This window comes from Bacillus thuringiensis, from assembly GCF_001595725.1.
Lineage (GTDB): Bacteria > Bacillota > Bacilli > Bacillales > Bacillaceae_G > Bacillus_A > Bacillus_A thuringiensis_K.
Window position 1 is genome coordinate 61,941 of record NZ_CP014283.1, and the last position, 20,475, is coordinate 82,415.

Sequence of the window (20,475 nt, forward strand, 5' to 3'; positions counted from 1 at the left end):
TTCTCCTTTATTAAATAAAATTTTCATCAAATAGTTGTTTAATCAAACAAATTATCAATTTCTTCATCACTAAGGTTTAAGGTTTCAAAATCTGATGAAGTAAATTCTTTTGTTTGCATTTGACAACAGGATTGGATATATGTCTGTAGTCGTTCTAGATAATCTGAAAATAAATTTTCTACAAAATTCTTTTGAAAATGACTTTTACTAAATGTCACATGAATTTCTAAGCTTTTATTCTTAACCATGGCCACAATATCCAATAATGCAGTAATACGATTATCTTTTGATTGTTCACTGCCACTTTGATAATCAACAATAGTAAACCATCCATCCCCGAGAGAATTATCTATCTCTCCTAAATAGTTAAAACGAATTATATTTTGAGTTAAATCTTTGCAAGAAGGAAACTTCTCTTTAAGAATTCCATATCCAATTCCCTTATTAGGTCTTTTACGAACCTCTTCTTTAACACTCTTTATTTGATTAGCAATATTATGCGAAACTTGTAATACAATAGGATACATCGTTGTAAACCACCCTACTGTACGTGAAATATCAAGATGCTCAAATAATTCCTCTCGACCATGACCTTCTAACTCAAATTTAATTTGATCTTGGTTTGTATATTTACCTAAATTTTCTGTCAACACAGCAAGTAACAACTCCATTGGTTGTGTATTGTAAGGCACATTTGCAGTAGTTAATAGTTTTCTTGTATCATCTGCATTCAATGTAAAGGTAAGAGTCGTACAACTTTCAACAGTACTATTTTCTTTTTCTCTATTAATTTGAAAATTATTATCTAGCGTGTTATCTATGGATTCCCAATAATCTAATTCAGCATGTACTAAATTAACTCCTCGACTATTTAAAGCTTCAGACCAATCTTGGAAAGAGTTAGTTTTTAATGGTAGCGATGGAACTTCTCCTAAATACAAGCTATTCAAACATCGGTTTGCATCTTCAATTAAAATACGCCAGGACACAGCATCAACAATAAGGTGGTGTGCAGTTAATAATAACAACTGTTGATCATTTGAAAGCTGGAATAAGGCCCCTTTAAATAATGGTCCTACATTCAAATTTAAACTTCCTTTTAACTCTTCACCTTTTATATGAACCTGATTCAAAGCCATTTCAATTGGAATTTCAGACAAATCAAACATGGTAACCTTAGAATCAACAATGGACATATCTTCGTCATAATAGAAGTAATCCTGCTTATCCTCATACCTTAACCGTAACAAATCATGATGATGCATGATCGTATTTAACATCTTATTAACATATTCTTCTTTAACCGGCTTCTTCAAAGACAGTAATACCGATTGATTCCAATGATGCGGGTTCTTAAACTGTTGCTCAAGGAACCAACGCATAATAGGAGTAGGCTCTACCTTTCCTGTTACCAATGTTTGTGAGACTGTAACATCTTTTTGTTTAACTAACATTGCTGCCAATTCACTTACAACTGGATAATTTAGTACATCTTTAACTCTAACTTTCCATCCCAGTTCTTGTAATCTAGCGCTCACTTGGATCGCTTTAATAGAATCTCCACCTAAATGATAAAAATTACTATGCAATTCGATTCTATCAGTCTGTAATATTTCCTTGAGAACTTCACTAACCATTCCAGTAACATCTTCATCTACTTCTCCTAAATGAGTATGATTAGAACCGTTATTTAACATCGGATCTGGCAACGCTTGACGATCTACCTTTCCATTAATAGTAAGCGGTAGCTGATCCATATAGATAAAAAATGAAGGAATCATATAACTTGGTAGCATATGCGAAATAAAACTGCGTATTTCTATATTTTGAACACTGTCTTTCAAAACAATGTAAGCAACTAGATGATTTGAATTATCCTCACCTTGCCAATTCACCACTACTACATCTTTAACAGACTTGTGTTGTAACAGTGCATTCTCAACTTCCCCTATTTCAATACGATATCCTTTAACTTTCACTTGAGAATCCATCCGTCCTTGATACTCAATTAATCCATTTGGCAACATGACAGCTAAGTCACCACTTCGATACATCTTCTCACTCGAAATAAATGGATTGGATAAAAAACGTTGCGCTGTTAAATCCGGACGATTTAAATAACCTTTAGCTACCCCATCACCCGATATATAAATTTCTCCTTTTACACCAATAGGAACCGGCTGAAGATTCTTATCCAATAAATATATTTGAACATTATCAGCTGGTGTACCAATTGGCACGGATGCTCTTCGATCTAGATCTGGATCATAACGATGAATCATACATCCAACCACAGTTTCAGTTGGTCCATATTCATTAATTATTTCAACTTTACCGCTAAAAAGATCATATATCTTTTCGGCTACTGAGGTTTTCAAATCCTCTCCACCCACAATCAATCTGCGAAGAGATGAAACTCTTGGGGGTGAATAGTTATTTAACAATGCTAAATGTGAAGGCGTAACTTTCAACACTGTTACTACATTTTCCTTGAGTATTTTTGACAAAATAAACTCATCTTCATTATCATGATATATTACTAACAATAAACCACTTATTAAAGGAGTGAATATTGAAGTTACTGTTAAATCAAAAGAAACGGATGAATATAATGCAAAAACATCATTTTCACTACTAATATAGTTCTTTTTAGCCCAGGAAATATAGTTAACCAATCCACGTTGAGTGATTACAGTTCCTTTAGGATTCCCCGTGGTTCCAGAGGTATAAATTATATATATTGGATCATTTGGTGCAGTTACTAGGTTTAGATTGGCATTATCTCCTTCATAAAGTTTCTGATCACATATATTAATTTTCTCACCTAAATATTCTAAATTACCCTCATTTATATAGTCAGTTAAAAGTAATGTTGTGCCGCTATCATTCAAAATATAACGAATTCGGTCCTCTGGGTAGGAAGGATCTATAGGCAAATATGTACCTCCAGCCTTAATAACTCCCCAAATTGCAATTACTATCTCAAGTGAATGTTTAGCTAGTATACCCACGACTTGACCATTTTTGACTCCTTTTTCTCGTAACTTTCTTGCTAACTGATTAGATTTCTTATTTAATTCAAGATAAGTCATTGATCTATCAGCATGTTGAATTGCTAATTTTTCTGGTGTCTGTTTTACTTGTTCTTCAAATAATTCTTGAATAGTTTTTTCTTTCGGATACATAACAGCTGTATTGTTAAATTTCTCTAACATAAACTTTTGTTCATCATCCGATAACAAAGATAATTCTTTTATCGATTGATCTTCATTACGTAAAACTTGTTCTATTAAAGTTAAAAACCTCTCATGCATACAATTGATTTGATCTTCTTCAAAATCCGCGACTTTATAATCATATTGAATTTCTAAACCTTCATCTGCCCATTCCTTAATAACTAACTGCAATGAATAGGCTTGGTAACCACTGTAAAACTCCACGTTTTCTAAAGAAAATCCATCAATAGTATTTTTAAGTTTTGTATTATAGTAATTCACACTATATTGAAATAAACCATCGTATCCTTTACTAGTCAATTGCAAGTCTTTTACCAATAAGTTATAAGGATAACGCTGGTGAAATAGACATTGTTTTATTTCATGATTTACTCTTTTAATGAAAGATAGAACACTCTCATCTTCATCCACATTTAACCGTAACGGCATTGTGCTAGTAAACATACCTACTATTTTCTTTTCTAGTACACCGGAACGATTTAGTACAGGAGATCCAATGATTATGTCTGATTGATCATACATTTTATGAATATAAATAAGCATAAAGGTTGAAAATAATGTATTCATAGATATTCTATGTTTTTGTATAAAAGACTGTAGAGCAACCGATTTTTCTTTTTCAATTAAAAATATCTTTCGTTTCCCTTCTAGAGAATGAGATGTTTTTGATAAAAAGAAATCTGGCAGATTCATAAATTTCTCATTCCAATAATTCTTATTTTTTACGTATCGAGGGGATTCCAGATATTTCTCCTCTGCTTGTAAATAAGACAGATAAGTAGATTCAACCGTATCATTTATATGCTCATCATTCTTTAACTTAGAGTAAAAATCGATAATTTGACTCGTCATAAGTTGGATTGTCCAACCATCAGCTATAATATGATGAAACTTAACAAAATAGGAGCTTTCTACATCACTTATTTTCAAGAGCACAAATTCAAACAGAGGGCCTCCTTCAAGTGGAATTTGTTTTTGAAATTCATCCTGGGCCCATTTTCTAGCTTCTAAACTTGGATTATGATGATTAGAAAAATCAATTAAACGTATTGGTGTAGGTTCAAATGGTGATATATATTGGTGGGGTTCTCTATGTTGTTGAAAAATCCGTAGACGTAAACCATCATTTTTCTTAATGAATAATTGAATTGCTTTTTCTAAAATTGTAAAATTAATTTCCCCATTAATAAGAACCATCCCTCCGATGTTATACATAGATGTGTTTGGATAAATTTGTTCATTATACCAAACTCTTTTTTGTGGATGCGTAAGAGAATGTTTTACAATTGTTTGTTGCATATTTCCACTTCCCCTCTATCCACATCCGTTGGTGTTTCCGGAAATTGTATATTAATATAGTGAGGATAAGGATTTATATTCTCAAGATTATGTTCTAAAATTAATATTCCATTTTCGTTGCTAGTTTCCTTAAATCCAGCTAATCGGTACGTAACAAACATCATACGGTTACGGTCTGTCTGTCGAAACTCAGCCAAAAAGCGTTTACCTGCCTGTTTTGTTCTTTCCATTAGATATGTGAGGAGTATAGTACCAACGCCACGGGACATTACACGACAAGACATGAGAAGAAGTTTTAGGCAGTCGGCTTCCTCCGTCCTTTTTACAAGTGTTAAACCAATCTTCCCATAGGAGCCATATTTATCTGATAACTCACAAACTAATAATAAATAATCTGGATGATTACGATAATAGTTTAATTCATCATAATCATAGGTAATACCAGTCGAATTTAATTGATTCGTACGTACTGTTAACTCCTCTGCACGCTGCAAATCTTCCTCACGAGCCTCACTAATCACAAAATTCATCCCAAGTGAAGCTAAAAATTCTTCTTTTGGGCCTTCATATTCTTCTTCATCCTTCGTTCTCTTAAGATTTTCTAAATACATCAGTCTTCGACGACCTGAATCTTCTGTAATTCTTTTTGGTTGTAGTCGTGGCAAGTCTAATAACGACTTATATTCATTTACATGTATACACAGAATATCATTATGAACACTCTGTACTTCTTCTAATTCAAAAGGTTGGTCATCAATGAACGCAAAAGTATCAATACCTATGTTTAAATTTTTTCTAATTTTCTCAATGGAACTAGATTTAGAGTTCCAATGAATTTCCGGATATAAAAAATACTCTTCTATTCCAAATTCCCGTAATTTAGCTATTGCATCTTCGTAGTTATTTTTACTAGCAACTGATTGCAGTATTCCACGTCGATCTAATTCACATATAATTTCATAAATTCCAGGTTTTAAAGTAACTGTACCACTCTCTAATAAAACACCATCCCAAATTGTACAATCTAAGTCCCAAACAACACATTTAATTTCCTTACTCATGATAATGCCTCCTTTGTTTTATTCATTTTCACAGTTCCCATCTCCATCACTATAAGCTTATCTGCCAAATGAAAATATTGATCGTCGTGAGTAATAGCAATAATACATTTACCCTTCGCTCGCATTTGAGGTAACAATTCTTCATAAAAGAAACGTCTATAACCAGGATCTTGATCCGCTGCCCATTCATCAAATAAAAGTATAGGTCGATCTTCCAAATACGTAACCAGTAATGCCAACCTTTTCTTTTGTCCAGTTGATAGTTGCGTAGTAGTAAAGCGCCCATTCTCAATGCCAACCTTGTCACTCAGTTGGAGAAGTTCTAAATAATGATCGATTTCTGCTTTCATTCCTTCTGTATTAATTCCATATAGCCTATCAAAAACATGAAAATCACTCAGGATAGCTGAATAGTATTGATTCAATTCCTCTGGAGCTATTTCTTTTCCATTTAATAAAATGTTACCTTCATTAGGTTCATATAACCCAGTAATCAGTTTTGATAAAGTAGATTTTCCACTCCCATTACCACCAGCAATAAAGACTATTTCTCCAGAATTAAACTCCATGTCTATTGGACCAATACCAAAACCAGTAAAATCTCCATCTTTATTCTTATACTTATAACTTACATTTTGTAGCTGCAAACAAATTGGCACATCTAAGTACTCTTTTGTTGTCGCGATTTGCTCATTTGCCTTTATATGATCTACACTCTTCACCATTTGTTGAATGCGTTGCCAAGAAATACGTACATTTACGAGCTGAGGGATACCGCCCAGTATTTCATTAACTGGACCTGTCATATACAGAAAAACGATTACATAGTTACTTATCGTCTCTTTCGGCATATTAACAAAAATTTCTGGAAATACGAAAACTACAATACCAATAACAAAAATGAATAATAGTTCTCCCAGAACAAACACATTTGCAAATTTAATATCTCCTATCGTTCGTTTAACACGATAGTTATTACAGCTTTCATTCATAACTTCTCGAAAATCGTTTCGTTTTCCAGTATGAAGCCTAAGCTCTTTGAAACCATGCCTTAGATCACCAATCAAACGAAAATATACATTCTGAATATCTCTTGTTTCATTCCAAACTTTATCTGCTTGTCGTCCGATCAAAGAATATACCCCTGCAGTAATAAAGATGATACACAAGGATAGTAAAAAGGCATACATATTCATTACACCAAGATAGAGAAAACAAAATAGTAACGTTAATAAACTTGTTCCAGCAGTAACTAATAGATTGAGAGAACGAGAGATAACTTCCGTATCGTTATTTAATGTCGCCTCTATTCGGCCCTTCTCAATCAACTCCAATTTGTAATAAGGAGTCTGTAACAACTTATCTGTTAATTCCATCCTTTTTTCATAAACTAGCTCGTTTGTATACGATACAATGCTAGTTCTAATAATACGTTGTGAAAAGACATACATAACGATTCCAAGTACAAAGTAAAACAACAAGCCATTTTCCAAATTATTTGATCTAACAAACGTTTCATTAATCACAAAAATGAGAAAGGCATTACCAAATCCTGATATTAATCCCAAAACAATTAAAGTCAAAAGCGACTTTCCCTTTTGTCTTGGAAAACAAAGATTTAAGAATGTATGGATAACATAGGCCAAACCCACCCCAGCAATTGCATATATTGCAAGTACAACAGTTGAAGGAGCCCAAACTTTTATAAATGCCCACGGAAGCCCTCCAAACAAGAGATTTGGTAGTTGATAAAGTGCATAAATCATTAGCCCATATATCGCAACAACTAATACCATATGTAACCATGTTTTTCCCGTTGGTAATATAAACTTTCTTTTTCTAAAAATAATCTCCCTGATTAAATGAAATAACATGACCAATAACGTTAGTAAACACAAAGATGAGATCACAAATAAGGCTGTTCCTATTTGATCCGTTTTCTTATATTCATCATAGAGTAACGGTTTAACTTCTTTATCTATCATCATATTTAAAAGACTGCTACCGATATAGTAAGTGTAATTACTATTCAGATTTGCTAATACTACGACCCCTATCTGTTCCTCATCACGGAAACCAATATACGATGAATAATTTGGGTTACTTCCACCATGTGAAATTTCCCCTCCACCACTTTGATAGACCTCCCATCCAGCTGCATATGAAGCTCCATTGCTATCTGGGGCAACCTTTCTATTCGCTTTATGAGAATCGTTAATCAATTCCTCCGGAAACATCCTAGGCTTTTCAACCCCAAGCTGTAATTTTAACCATCTTTCCATATCATTTATATTTGAAATAAAATATCCAGCCGGTGTATTCCCCCTATAATTAGGAGCGTCATAGGGTAATGATTGTAAGAAATTACGCTTGTAACCTTGGGCCATGTTATCTAATGGGACCATCTCACGTCCAGCGTATGTACTCAATAAATCCAACTTTGATAGCACATGATCTTGAACATATCTTTCAAATGATTGATTAGTTGCCTTCTCGATTACTAAGCCTAATAGATCGTAGTTAACCGTAGAATATTCAAAACTGCTACCCGGCTCTCGGTTTAGTCCTATTGGCATAACATTTCTAATCGTTTTCTCAATAGAATCTTTGCCATTGGTTATAGGAATATATCCAATGGCCTTTTCCGGTATTCCACTAGTATGGTGTAATAAGTCATAAAGTGTAATTTCATAAGGTTTGCCTTTATACTCCATTTCAAACCATGAAACATATTTAGTTAAAGAATCACTAAGTTTAATTTTCCCTTCTTTTTCTAGCTGCAATACAGCTAATGCCGTAAAAGCTTTTGAAGTAGAACCTAGCTCGAAAAGCGTCTCATTCGTAACTTGACGTTTTTTGTCTGTATCGGCATAGCCATAATTCTTCTTATAAATCGTTTCGTTTCCTTTTACAATTACTACTGAAAGTCCAGGAATACCCGCTTGAGATATTTGTTCTTCTATATGCTTCTGTATTTTCTTCTCATTAAACTGTACCGTTTCCTGTGCTTCCACCTGTCGATAAGGGAGTACTATTAAAGTCATTAAAATGATAAACTTCAACCATATGTTTAACTTCATATTTTTAGCCCTCTTTTAGTTAACTTGGATTAACTTTTCAATTTTCTTTTTAAATGGTTGCACAACATTTTGACCAATACGTTCAATTTCATGCTCACTAATCTGAGAAGTAATAAGAAAATAATTTGCCCCTATTTCCCAAAAATCAGTTAACGTCGAGATGACTTCCTCATAGCTACCAACTATAGAAATTGAATTAGATGGGTTAACTAAACTTAGACCTCCCCAAAGATGATCATCTATCCACATACTATCTTTTGTAATTAAATCTTTGTATCGGCGAAGTCCAACAGAATCTGCATTATCTAAAAATAGCTTAGTCATCCTCTTTAAGGCTGCTGGTGTTCTCTCAAGTAATTCATATGCTTCTTTATATGCTTCTTCCGAAGTCTCACGAGCAATGATGTCTACTAAAATAGCACCTGGAATTTTCTCGCGCCCATATTGCTTAGCGCAATTATTAACTGTTTGATAGTGTTCTCTAAGACTTTTGCGGTCTGTTGCATAAAGTATATAAGCATCACCATACTCTGCAGCTACTCTCATTGCCTCCTCGGAGGACCCCGCTACAAAGTAGCGGGCACTTCGAGAGAGATCTTCCTTTGGATAAATATCACTATTTTCTACTTGATAAAACTCACCTTTATAGCTAGTTACTCCTCGTCTTAATTGTTGTAACAGCTCAATATATTCTTTTGTCCTAGCATATCGAACATGGTGCGGTTCTGGTAATCCATCACGCGCAAGGACAAGCGAGGCACTTCCAGTTACAATGTTAATATCTGCACGATTACCAATTAAACTATTTAAAGTATTCAATGCTTTTGCTGTTACGGTAGGAAGCATCTGGTTTGTATTTTGCGCAACCAAAATCTTTACAAACTCCGTATTCATTCCAATCATAGACGCTGCTATCATTGGATCAACAGATGTTGGTGCAATGGAAACCAATACCGAGTCAAAGTTATTCTTCTCAGCTCTTTTAGCTTGATTAACATATTCCTCTAGAAGTTCTTTTGTTTGTGGTGTTGGAATAACAGGTAATCCCCAGCAAAACTCAACTTTTGACGGAACTACTTCTTTATTAATCATGTTGTTCCCCTCCCTTTACTACTTTCTACTTTTTAAAGCAGATAATGTATTTTTCATAACCGATTTCGCTTTCAATAACTCTTTTTTATTTGTTAAATTGTTATTTACTTCTTGATTACTTAAATATTTAGCAAGAGATTTAATTGACGTATGCTCATAAAGAACAACTATAGGTAAGTCTCGTTTAAAGGCCTCTTTTAATTTCACATTAATACGAACAAGATCTAAAGAACTCATTCCTAGATCGAAGAAATTATCGTAAATTCCTATTTCTTCGATTCCAAACATATCTTTTAATAATTCGTATAATTGTTGTTCAATTTCATTAGTTGGTGGTCTATACGTTGTGAAAACATCTGAACGATTCTGCTTTAATCTATTCTTACTTCCTTTTTCCAATAGTTCATTATAATAGTTGGCACCATTTAAAAGTTTCCAATGTAAATCTATTGGAGAAACCACGACTTGTTGTTGATTTCTATTGATAATACTACGGAATACTTTTAAACCCTCTTCTACAGTTACACCATCATGTAATACACTTTCCATATCCATATTAAATTGCTTTGCCCATATTTCAGCCGACTTAAGTGACATACCCACCTCTTGCCAATCTGGCCAGTTAATAGCTACAGTGAACACTCCATCATGAGCCCGCTTATAAAACGCAAATGCATCTAAAAATTCATTCGCTGCATTATAACCACTCTGACCAAATTTCATATGATACGCCACATTACCAATTGATGAACATAGTACGAAGAAATCAATTGGTTCATCTTTTAATAAAGCATCGAGTACTAATGTACCTTTAATTTTCGGAGCTAAAATTTTATTATTAGATTCTTTTTCACGATTCATCATAATACCTAGATAATCAGCGACACCTGCTGCATGAATTACGCCATTAATAGAACCAAAACGAGATTTAGCCTTTTCAATTGCCTGTTTCATATCATCTTGATTGGAAACATCAGAACTTAGGATCATGTATTCTGCACCTTGAGACTCCATTGTTAACAAATCAGAAATAACTCGGCTTACACGCTCGTCTTTATTTTCTAGGTACTGTTCCCATTGATTACGAGGTGGGAACTCTGAGCGGCCAATCAATATAAGTTTGACATTTGATACTCTATTAGCTAAATCTTTTGCAATTTCAAATCCAATTCCACCAAGTCCACCAGTAATTAAATAGACGCCACCCTCTCGTAATCTATCAATTTCTACATCTTCTTCCTCAAAAGGACTTTGAATAATCGTTTGCGCCCATCGATGACGTCCTCGATAAGCTACAACTATATCAGTAGAATCCACAAAACTCTCCATTAAACCCGCTTCTTCAAACATTTGTTGAGAATCTGTATCCATATCAATGGTACGACATTTTATATTTTGAAACTCAAGATTGCATATTTTTGAAAAGCCTAGAATTGTAGCTTGCTCTGGCTTTAAGTTCAGCTCTGTACCTGTAACTTCAAACATACGGTCAGTAAAAATGTTTAACTGTAATGCTCCCTCATAATTAATTTTCCCAATTGCTTGTGCAATATAAAGTAACGAATAATATCCTTCATCCATTGATCGTTCAATTCTCTCTTGATCGAGAATAACCTCATTAACTGGATTAAAGCTCCAAGCATGTATAATCTTATTCGGTAATAAATCTTTTTGTTCTAATTCTGAAAATAGCATTTCATAATGCATTTTTTGAGATGGACATATCGTATATAAACCGTCGGATTTTTCAGAGAAAATACCACCTGTTTTAACTTCAATTACATCATGACCTTCTCTTTTTAATTTTTCTATCAGTCGATTGAATCGATTTAGATGATCATTGAAAATAAGCCATTTATATTTTTGTTCTTTCTTTATTTGTATAGATTTTAATGTTTTGCGTTCCCAAGAAGGCAAATAAAACCAGTCTTTAATATTAGCCTGTTTATTATGGCCTCTTGTTTCCTGAGTTAAACTCTGAGATTGAGTATTAAAAAATGGATCAGCTTTAAATCGTTTTTTCATGAAAGGATACGTTGGTAAATCTAATAACCTTTTATTCTCACTGTTATTAAAAGTATTCCAATTTATAGTTCCACCTTGCATCCATAACCGTCCCATTTGCTTGCATAAATGCTTGAAGTCATTTGATTTATCCAGAGGATGACGTAACATGTTTAAAGCCAATTGATCTTTACTTCTATTTAAATGTTTTAATACAAAAGTTGATAATGCATTACCTGGGCCAATCTCAAGGCAAATTACATTTTTCAAATAAAAAATTTCAGATAATCCCTTTGAAAATTGAACAGTACTTCCTAGATGCTGTGCCCAATAAGAAGGTGATGTGGCTTGATTTGCTGTAATCATTTCACCTGTAACATTAGATATATAAGGTATTTTTGGACTTGATAATTTTATATTTCCTACAGCTTGCTCAAATGCATCTAGAACTTCATCCATCATTCGAGAATGGAAAGCATGCGAAGTAAATAGACGCTTTGTCTTTACTCCATGATTTAAAAGTAATTCCTCAATCTTATTGATTGAAAGTACAGTACCAGAAATTACTGAATGTTGAGAGGAATTTACAGCTGCTATATCTACATCATCTGTTATATAGGTTTGTAATTCTTCAACAGATAAATTTACACTTAGCATAGCGCCTTCTGATACGCTATTCATTAACTTCCCTCTAATCATTACTAAATGTAATGCATCTTCATAAGACATTACTTCTGCTAAACAAGCTGCTACAAACTCACCAATACTATGGCCAAACATGACCCTTGGATAAACTCCCCAATTCATTAGAAGCTTGGCTAATGCATATTCAATAGTGAATAGTAGAGGTTGCGTCATTGAAGTTCTATTTAACTGTTCAGTTGCTTTATCCTCTGTCTCCTTTGTAGGATACAAAATATTTTTCATGTCTATATCTAACCAATTTGAAAGTAAGGCTAAACCTTGATCAACGTGTTCACGAAATACAGGTTCATTTTCATATAAATCTCTACCCATATTGATATACTGTGATCCTTGACCTGAAAAAAGAAAGGCTAAAGGTCTACTCTCCATTGCGTTTGTTTTCTCTAGTCCCGTATCACCAAGTTTTTCTATGGCATCCTCCATTCCATTAGCAACTACAGCAGTTCTATATGGAAATTCACGACGACCTTTTTGTAATGTATAAGCTGTATCAGATAGTGATATCTCTGGATTCTCCTTCAAATGCAATAATAGATCGTTAGTAGCTTTATCTAAGGATTCCTCTGTTTTTGCTGAAACAGTTAATAAGTTCCAAGATTGTTTTTCAAAATTCTTAGCATTGTCAGGAACAGACTCTAACACTATATGTGCATTAGTTCCACCCATCCCAAACGAACTAACACCCGCTCTTCTTACCTCTTCTTTCCATGGGATAAGTTCCGTATTTACACGAAACGGATTTTTTCCAAAATCAATGCTAGGGTTTGGGTTATTATAATGAAGGCTCGGCGGAATTTTCTTGTTCTTCAAAGCTAAGACCGTCTTTATAAATCCTCCAACTCCTGCTGCAGCATCTAAATGTCCAATGTTCGTCTTCACTGATCCAATTAAAACTCTACCTGGTTCTTGCTTACCAAAAGCTAACTTCAATGCTTCTACTTCTATAGGATCACCTAGTTGCGTACCAGTCCCATGAGTTTCTATATATGAGATTTCTTCAGGCTTAACACCAGCTATTTCATGAGCCGATTTTATAACAGCAGCTTGTCCATCAACCCCTGGCGCTGTAAATCCAGCCTTATTGGACCCATCATTGTTTACTGCAGCTCCTTTAATAACTCCATGTATTAAATTTCCATCTCGAAGAGCGTCCTCCAACCTTTTCAGTACTACAATACCAGCACCATTTCCACCCACTGTTCCTTGAGCATCCTTATCAAAAGCTCGACAATGACCATCTGGTGAGAAAATCATACCATCTTCATATAAATATCCTGTTTTTGTTGGATAAGTTATACTTACTCCCCCGGCCAAAGCTATATCGCATCGTCCATCAATAAGATCTGCCCATGCGTTTTGAATAGCAACTAAGGAGGTAGAACAAGCTGTTTGTACTGTAATCGCTGGTCCTTTTAGATTTAATTTATAAGCCAATCGAGTAGCAAAGAAATCTTTTTCATTTAACAACATTGCTTGGAAATCTTCTAATGTATTTGAAGATTCACTAGCAATAGAACGAAGCCAGTGGAAATTTGGTGATCCTCCAACATAAACTCCTGTATCCATATGAGAAGAATTAACCTCACCTGCTTGTTCTAGTGCTTCCCATGCGCATTCATGAAGTATACGCAGTTGTGGATCCATCATTTCAGCTTCTTTTAGACTGTAATCAAAAAATTCATTATCAAATGCATCTACATCTTCTAAATACCCTTTAGATTTTATATAATTAGGCTTTTGAATCACTTCTTTTGGTATGCCCATCTCACTAAGCTCTTCATCTGTAAATGTTCGAATGGATTCTATCCCTTGTTCTAAATTTGACCAGAATTGCTTAAGATTAGAAGCGCCTGGCATACGAACCGCCATACCAACCACTGCTACATCATTTTTATTCATAGATAAAAGATTTTCTTTCTTAACTTCTTCAGGTTGGTGTTCCATAGCATTATCACTTCTAAAATAGGAAGCTTGATCATGAACCGTTGGGTATCGGAATAACATAGGCATTGTAAGTTCTTTTTCAAACTTGCTTCGTAAACGAGAGAACAATCGAACCATTTTTAAGGAGTTCCCTCCAACATCAAAGAAATTATCATACAACCCTACTTTTTCTACCCCCAAAACTTCCTTCCAAACATCAGCTACCGTTGTTTCAAGCTCATCTAGTAAATCATTTGGTTGTACTAACTTAGTAGGCTTAGGTAAAGCACGACGATTAACTTTTCCATTCGTAGTTAATGGCATTTCACTTAAAAGTACAAAATACATAGGTATCATATACGAAGGTATTTTGTCAGTAAGATAATAACGTAATTCATTTTGAGATATATCTTGATCAGTTAGTATATAAGCACACAGTTCTTGTTCCTCTCCAAAAGCAATAGATAAAACTACCGCTTCCTTCACATCCGCATGCTGTTGTAAATGATGTTCTATTTCTCCTGTTTCAATTCGATAACCACGTATCTTCACTTGATGATCACTACGACCTATATACTCCATTTCGCCATTTTCAAGAATACGGACTAAATCTCCTGATCTATATAATCTTTCACTTGGATTATAAGGATTCTGTATAAAACGTTCACTGTTTAGTTCAGGACGATTTAGATATCCCCGCGCAACTCCATACCCTCCAACATAAAGTTCCCCTTGCATTCCCTTAGGTGTAGGATTCATATGTTTGTCAAATACATAGCACGAATACGTAGGAAGAGGCACGCCTATAGCACTAAGATTACTGTGCATTTCTTTTTCTCCAATTTCCTTATAAGTAACATGTACTGTTGTCTCAGTTATTCCATACATATTTACTATGACCGTATTAGGTGAACGCTTAAACCAACTTTGTAGTAAACCTGGCTTCAGCATTTCCCCTCCAAATGTAATTAACCTAATTTTAAAAGCAAGTTTAGGCATCTCTTCAACTACTTGTTGAAAAACATAGAATGCAGATGGAGTTTGATTCAATACCGTTACTCCCTCATCTGCAATCAACTGAGCAAGTTTATACGTATCACGGATTGTTTCTTTTGTTGCCAGGACAAGACGTCCACCATAAGTAAGTGATCCAAATATCTCCCAAACTGACATATCAAAACAGAAAGAATGAAATAGTAACCACACATCATTACTAGAGAATTTAAAACTATTTGGTTGATGCATGACAAGTTGTATTACATTACTATGTTCAATCATAACCCCTTTAGGACGTCCTGTTGTTCCAGAAGTATAAATGACATATGCTAAATTATTTGGGGCAACATCTACTCTCTCGAAATCTTGCATCGGTGTCTTATTAAGTTCTTCAATAAAAAGTATTGTGCTATCAAATTTAACTTTATCCTCAAATAAATTTGAGGTTATTATTACATTTGAACCACTATCTTGAAGAATAAAATCAATGCGTTCCTGCGGATAATCAGGATCAATTGGAACATAAGCCCCACCTGCTTTTAAAATACCAAGTAGAGAGATAATCATATTAAATGAGTAATCCAACATTACAGCTACTGACGAATCTAAAGTTACACCTTCTTTTAGAAGAGCAAATGCCACTTTATCCGCACGCTCATTCAATTCTCCATAAGTCATCTCACTATTCTCAAATGTAAGTGCCACTCTCTCAGGATGCTTTTCAGCTTGCATCTCAATTAATTGATGAAGTGTTGTGTGTGGGAATGTAGCACTTTGATTTTGACCACCTTGAAGCAAAAACTTTTCTTCTGCCTCATCTAACATCTTAAGAGTTTGTATTGGTTGTGCTTCATCTAAAAGCATTGAATCTAATAGTTGTATAAAATGGTTAGTTATACTGGTAATAATGGATTCATCAAATAGATCTTCAGGCCACATCATTGCAAGTTTAATAGAATCGAAACACTCTATTGAGACGGTTAAATCATAGTTGGTCATTTCATTTACTTCATAACCTGAAATTCTTACACTTTCATCAATTTCTTTCAGCTTTTCTATATCAAGAGGATAATTCTCAACTACCATAATAGTGTCAAATGACACGTTTAAATCAACAATTGGAGTCGTTTCATATTCAGTTCTTCTTTGGACATCACTTTGAATTCTTTGTAAAAGATCTGAAACAGTCATTCTCCCATCAGCACTTACACGAAGTGGTGGTGTATTTATAAATAAACCTACCATTTCACTCAGACCGTGCATTGGAATTGAACGCCCGGATACTGTTGTACCGAATATTACGTCCTCTGAATTTTTGTACCTTTGTAATAATAGACCCCAGGCTGTATAGAATAATGTAGCCAATGTTACACCTTGATTACTTGCAAAACTTCGAAATCTATCACTTTGCTCTTTATCTATCTCTTTTACATATGTTTTTGCTTTTTTTAGTTGATTAGAATTTTTATTGGATAAATTTATTTGTTCAGTTAATTCATTTAAATATTGTTCCCAAAAAAGCTTTTGTTTTGATTTATCTTGTTTTTGTTGCCATAGTATATATTCTTTAAATTTCTTTTTATTTATAGATGATGGTACATCTCCCTTTATTAACTCTCGATATACCTTAATAAACTCTTGTAAAATAATACTATTACTCCAACCATCAAACAAAATATGATGATGACGTAAAACCATTTCATATTCGCCTTCGTTCAAATGGCACAGTTCGATAGAAAAGGGAACTGTTTGTAAATCAAAGCTTTCTGTATCATTAGATACTTTGCCATCACTATAAATAATGTTCGGAGTATGCTCTTTTAGTATAAGTTGTACAGGTTGTTTAACTTTTTCCCATCGAAAAATTGTACGCAGCATTTCATTTTCCCGCGTTACATAATTCCACGCCTCTTCAAACTTTGGAATATTAATTTTTCCAGTTAAGCAAAGTCGAAGTTCTTCATGATATAGCTTTCCTTCGGGTTCTTTCAAATAATGATAAAGAATACCTTCCTGCACTGGTGTAAGGGCGATTACATCTTCAATATCTTCTTTATGAATCTTTACTGCTTTCCTCATTAACAGAACCTCCTACAAGTGTGGTATGGTGTGAATATTTATCGGAACCTAATAAGGCAAGTGCTTTTCTATCTATCTTTCCGCTATCCGTTAATGGCATTTCATTTACACGTACAAAACGGTTAGGTATCATATAATCTGGTAAAAATAAGCGAAGATATTTTTTTAACCTCTCTAACTCAATATCATTTTCTGACTCATAGAAAGCTATTAACTTAACTACCATCTCTGATTCTTGTCTTACAATTACCGCACATTGTAAAACTCCTTCACAAGACATTAAACACGATTCTATTTCCCCTAACTCAATACGAAGCCCATTAACTTTAACTTGAAAATCAATTCTTCCATGAAACTCAATATTCCCATCCGATCTTATTAAAGCTAAGTCACCAGTTTTATATATACGGGTATCAAGGGAATATTGTACAAACTTTTCTGCCGTTAATTGCGGCCTATTTACATATCCACGTGCTAATCCTATACCTGAGATACATAATTCTCCTATATGGCCTTCCGGAAGTTTATTACCATATTTATCAACAACAAACATCTCAATATTCTTAATTGGTCGCCCTATTGGAACGCTCCCTTCTGTAATCTCATGTGTCGGACAATCATAAGCAGTCACATCAATGGTTGCTTCAGTAGGTCCGTACAGATTAGTGAGAAGTGTACCATTAGAGAAATTTAGTAGCTTGTTAAAACGGTTTACATGTTGAGACAGTAATGCCTCACCACTAACAAATACTTGTTTCAACGATTTTATTCGGTTAGTTTCACCTGTCACATCAAGATAGTGTAAAAATGCACTTAACATAGATGGTACAAAATGCATAATTGTCACGTCATTACTTTCAGTTGTCTCAATAATGGCCTGTGGAAACTTCTCCATCCCTGGCGCAAGAATACATACTCTGGCTCCAACTATGGCCCACCAGAACATCTCCCATACGGATACATCAAATGTATAAGGGGTCTTTTGTAATATAGTATCCTTTGAACTAATTGGATAAGCCTCTTGCATCCACTCAATTCGATTTATTAAGGCCAAATGCTCAATCATAACACCCTTAGGTTTCCCGGTTGAACCGGAAGTGTATATTACATACACAAGATCAGAGGGTTTGTTAATACACTCTAGATTTTCACTCTTTCCTTCATAGGAAATCGAATCTAAAGCCAACATATCAGCTTTCAAACTATCTTGAAAACGATGTAGGATTTGCTTTTGCGTCAGTATTAATTTAGCACCGCTATCTTCTATAATGAATTGTAATCGTGATGATGGATGATTCGTGGAAAGCGGCAGATATGCTCCGCCCGCTTTTAATATCCCGAAAATTCCGACAACCATTTCGATAGATCGCTCTACCATAATACCTACAACTGTATCTGGTCCAACTCCACCTTCACGTAAAAGACGAGCCAATTGGTTACTTTTTTCATTTAATTCCTTATAGGTTAATGTTTCCTTTTTAAAAATAACAGCAACCTCATCTGGCGTACGGACTACTTGTTCTTCAAACAGCTTCTGTATACATGTACTCATCCGGGTTGTATCACTCCTTTAGTTACAGGTATTTTTTCAATGGCGCGTTTTGCTTTTTTAGCAAATCCCTTACCAAGTAATAGCTGATGAATCTGATTACTCCCCTCAACGATCTCCATTGTTTTAGAATCTCTAAAACACCTTGATATTGAATAATTATCATTACAACCAAGTGCTCCCATAATCTGTACAGCATTCGTAGAATGCCTTGTACCTGAGCGCGATGCAAAATATTTTGCAATCATAATCTTTTCAGTAGCATCAGCTCGATGTTCATTTTTGGCCTTACAAGCTTCTAAACTAAGGAGTATAGAAGCTTCTAAATCTACTCCCATATCCGTAACCATATGTGAAATCATGCCATGATCAATTAGAGAGTTACCAAATGCACTTCTATGTAATACATGATTCCCACAGATTTCTAAACAAGTACGTAATACGCCAAGAGCAGCAAAGGCAATTGAAATACGTCCAAATTCTAAAGCATACGGTGCAAGGTAAGTAAAAGCAAATCCTGGTCTACCAATGATATTTTCTAAAGGTATTTCTACATTATTGAATTCAATTTCTGCCAAATATGCAGCTTTAAATCCAAGCATATCTCTTATATGAGTAACATTTACACCCGCACTATCTTTTGGTACTAAACAGGCAACTGGTTGTTCACCATTTAGTTTTCCAAATACCAAAAACACATCAGCAGCTGCACCAAAAGTGATCCACTTCTTCACTCCATTAAGTATTAATTTATCCCCGTGTTGATCGAAGTTCGTTTTAATCATATTTAAATCTGATCCTGCTCCAGGTTCAGTAAGGGCTAATGCAGCTATTTGATTACCAGATGCAAGTAATGGTAACCACTGATTTTTTTGATTTTCTGTTCCCCATTTTAAAATCGTTTCTGTTACCATCGTATGGACATTAAATAATCCAGAAAGAGAGACACTACCTCTTGCTATTGCTTCAGTAAATAACCCATACGTTACATAATCCCATTCTAATCCACCATACTCTGCTGGAAGTGTTCCACCTAAATAACCATTTTTAGCACAGGTCTTTATTATGTCTGATGGAATGCCCTGTTCAATCTCCCAACTATTAGCGTAAGGTTCTATATTTTCACAAACAAAATCCAAAAAATTCTGATACATTTTATATTGAGATGGCTCTAAGTATTGTTTCATGTCCATTACCGAACCATTTGCTTATTTCTTATAAAATTACCAATAGAATTTACAGACTTATAGTTATCCATATCTAAGTCATCCATAGTTACCTTTATGGCAAATTCTTTTTCAAGAAAAGTCATCAATTGGATTGCAAATAAAGAATTAACTAATCCTTCTTCAAAAATCTCAGTATCATCATTAAATTCAATACCTACATGATCTTGAATATACATATGAATAATTTGTTCTAAATTTTTATCTTGCATTTTATACACCCCT

At 34.3% G+C, this 20,475-nt stretch carries 8 protein-coding genes; all 8 read right to left on the reverse strand.

The window, feature by feature from the left end; translation table 11 throughout:
• Positions 1 to 38: 38 nt before the first annotated feature.
• The 8 genes from AXW78_RS26575 to AXW78_RS26610 are packed head-to-tail and all read right to left on the reverse strand — an operon-like array spanning position 39 to position 20,462.
• Positions 39 to 4,535: a non-ribosomal peptide synthetase gene (locus tag AXW78_RS26575; protein ID WP_061884885.1), complete on the reverse strand. Its 4,497-nt coding sequence runs from the start codon at positions 4,533 to 4,535 to the stop codon at positions 39 to 41.
• Positions 4,517 to 5,596: an HAD-IIIC family phosphatase gene (locus AXW78_RS26580; RefSeq protein ID WP_000031543.1), complete on the reverse strand. Its 1,080-nt coding sequence runs from the start codon at positions 5,594 to 5,596 to the stop codon at positions 4,517 to 4,519. Before AXW78_RS26580 ends, AXW78_RS26575 begins: the two co-directional genes overlap by 19 nt.
• The gene (locus AXW78_RS26585; protein WP_061884886.1) at positions 5,593 to 8,676 is read right to left on the reverse strand and encodes a cyclic peptide export ABC transporter; all 3,084 of its coding nucleotides are present in this window, start codon (positions 8,674 to 8,676) and stop codon (positions 5,593 to 5,595) included. The genes AXW78_RS26580 and AXW78_RS26585 overlap by 4 nt, the downstream gene beginning before the upstream one ends.
• A 15-nt stretch (positions 8,677 to 8,691) precedes the next feature.
• A complete protein-coding gene (locus AXW78_RS26590) occupies positions 8,692 to 9,768 on the reverse strand; it encodes an LLM class flavin-dependent oxidoreductase (RefSeq protein ID WP_061884887.1) in 1,077 nt (358 codons plus the stop codon).
• Positions 9,769 to 9,786: 18 nt separating this feature from the next.
• A complete protein-coding gene (locus AXW78_RS26595; protein ID WP_061884888.1) occupies positions 9,787 to 17,475 on the reverse strand; it encodes a hybrid non-ribosomal peptide synthetase/type I polyketide synthase in 7,689 nt (2,562 codons plus the stop codon).
• Positions 17,450 to 19,027, reverse strand: a complete 1,578-nt coding sequence (gene zmaJ, locus AXW78_RS26600) for a zwittermicin A synthase ZmaJ (RefSeq protein ID WP_061884889.1) — start codon at positions 19,025 to 19,027, stop codon at positions 17,450 to 17,452. The genes AXW78_RS26595 and zmaJ overlap by 26 nt, the downstream gene beginning before the upstream one ends.
• Complete coding sequence (locus AXW78_RS26605; protein ID WP_061884890.1) at positions 19,024 to 20,217, reverse strand: acyl-CoA dehydrogenase family protein; 1,194 nt, start codon at positions 20,215 to 20,217, stop codon at positions 19,024 to 19,026. The genes zmaJ and AXW78_RS26605 overlap by 4 nt, the downstream gene beginning before the upstream one ends.
• Positions 20,217 to 20,462 carry an acyl carrier protein gene (locus AXW78_RS26610; RefSeq protein ID WP_001152970.1) on the reverse strand — a complete coding sequence of 82 codons (246 nt, stop codon included), beginning with the start codon at positions 20,460 to 20,462 and terminating at the stop codon, positions 20,217 to 20,219. The genes AXW78_RS26605 and AXW78_RS26610 overlap by 1 nt, the downstream gene beginning before the upstream one ends.
• Positions 20,463 to 20,475: the final 13 nt, after the last annotated feature.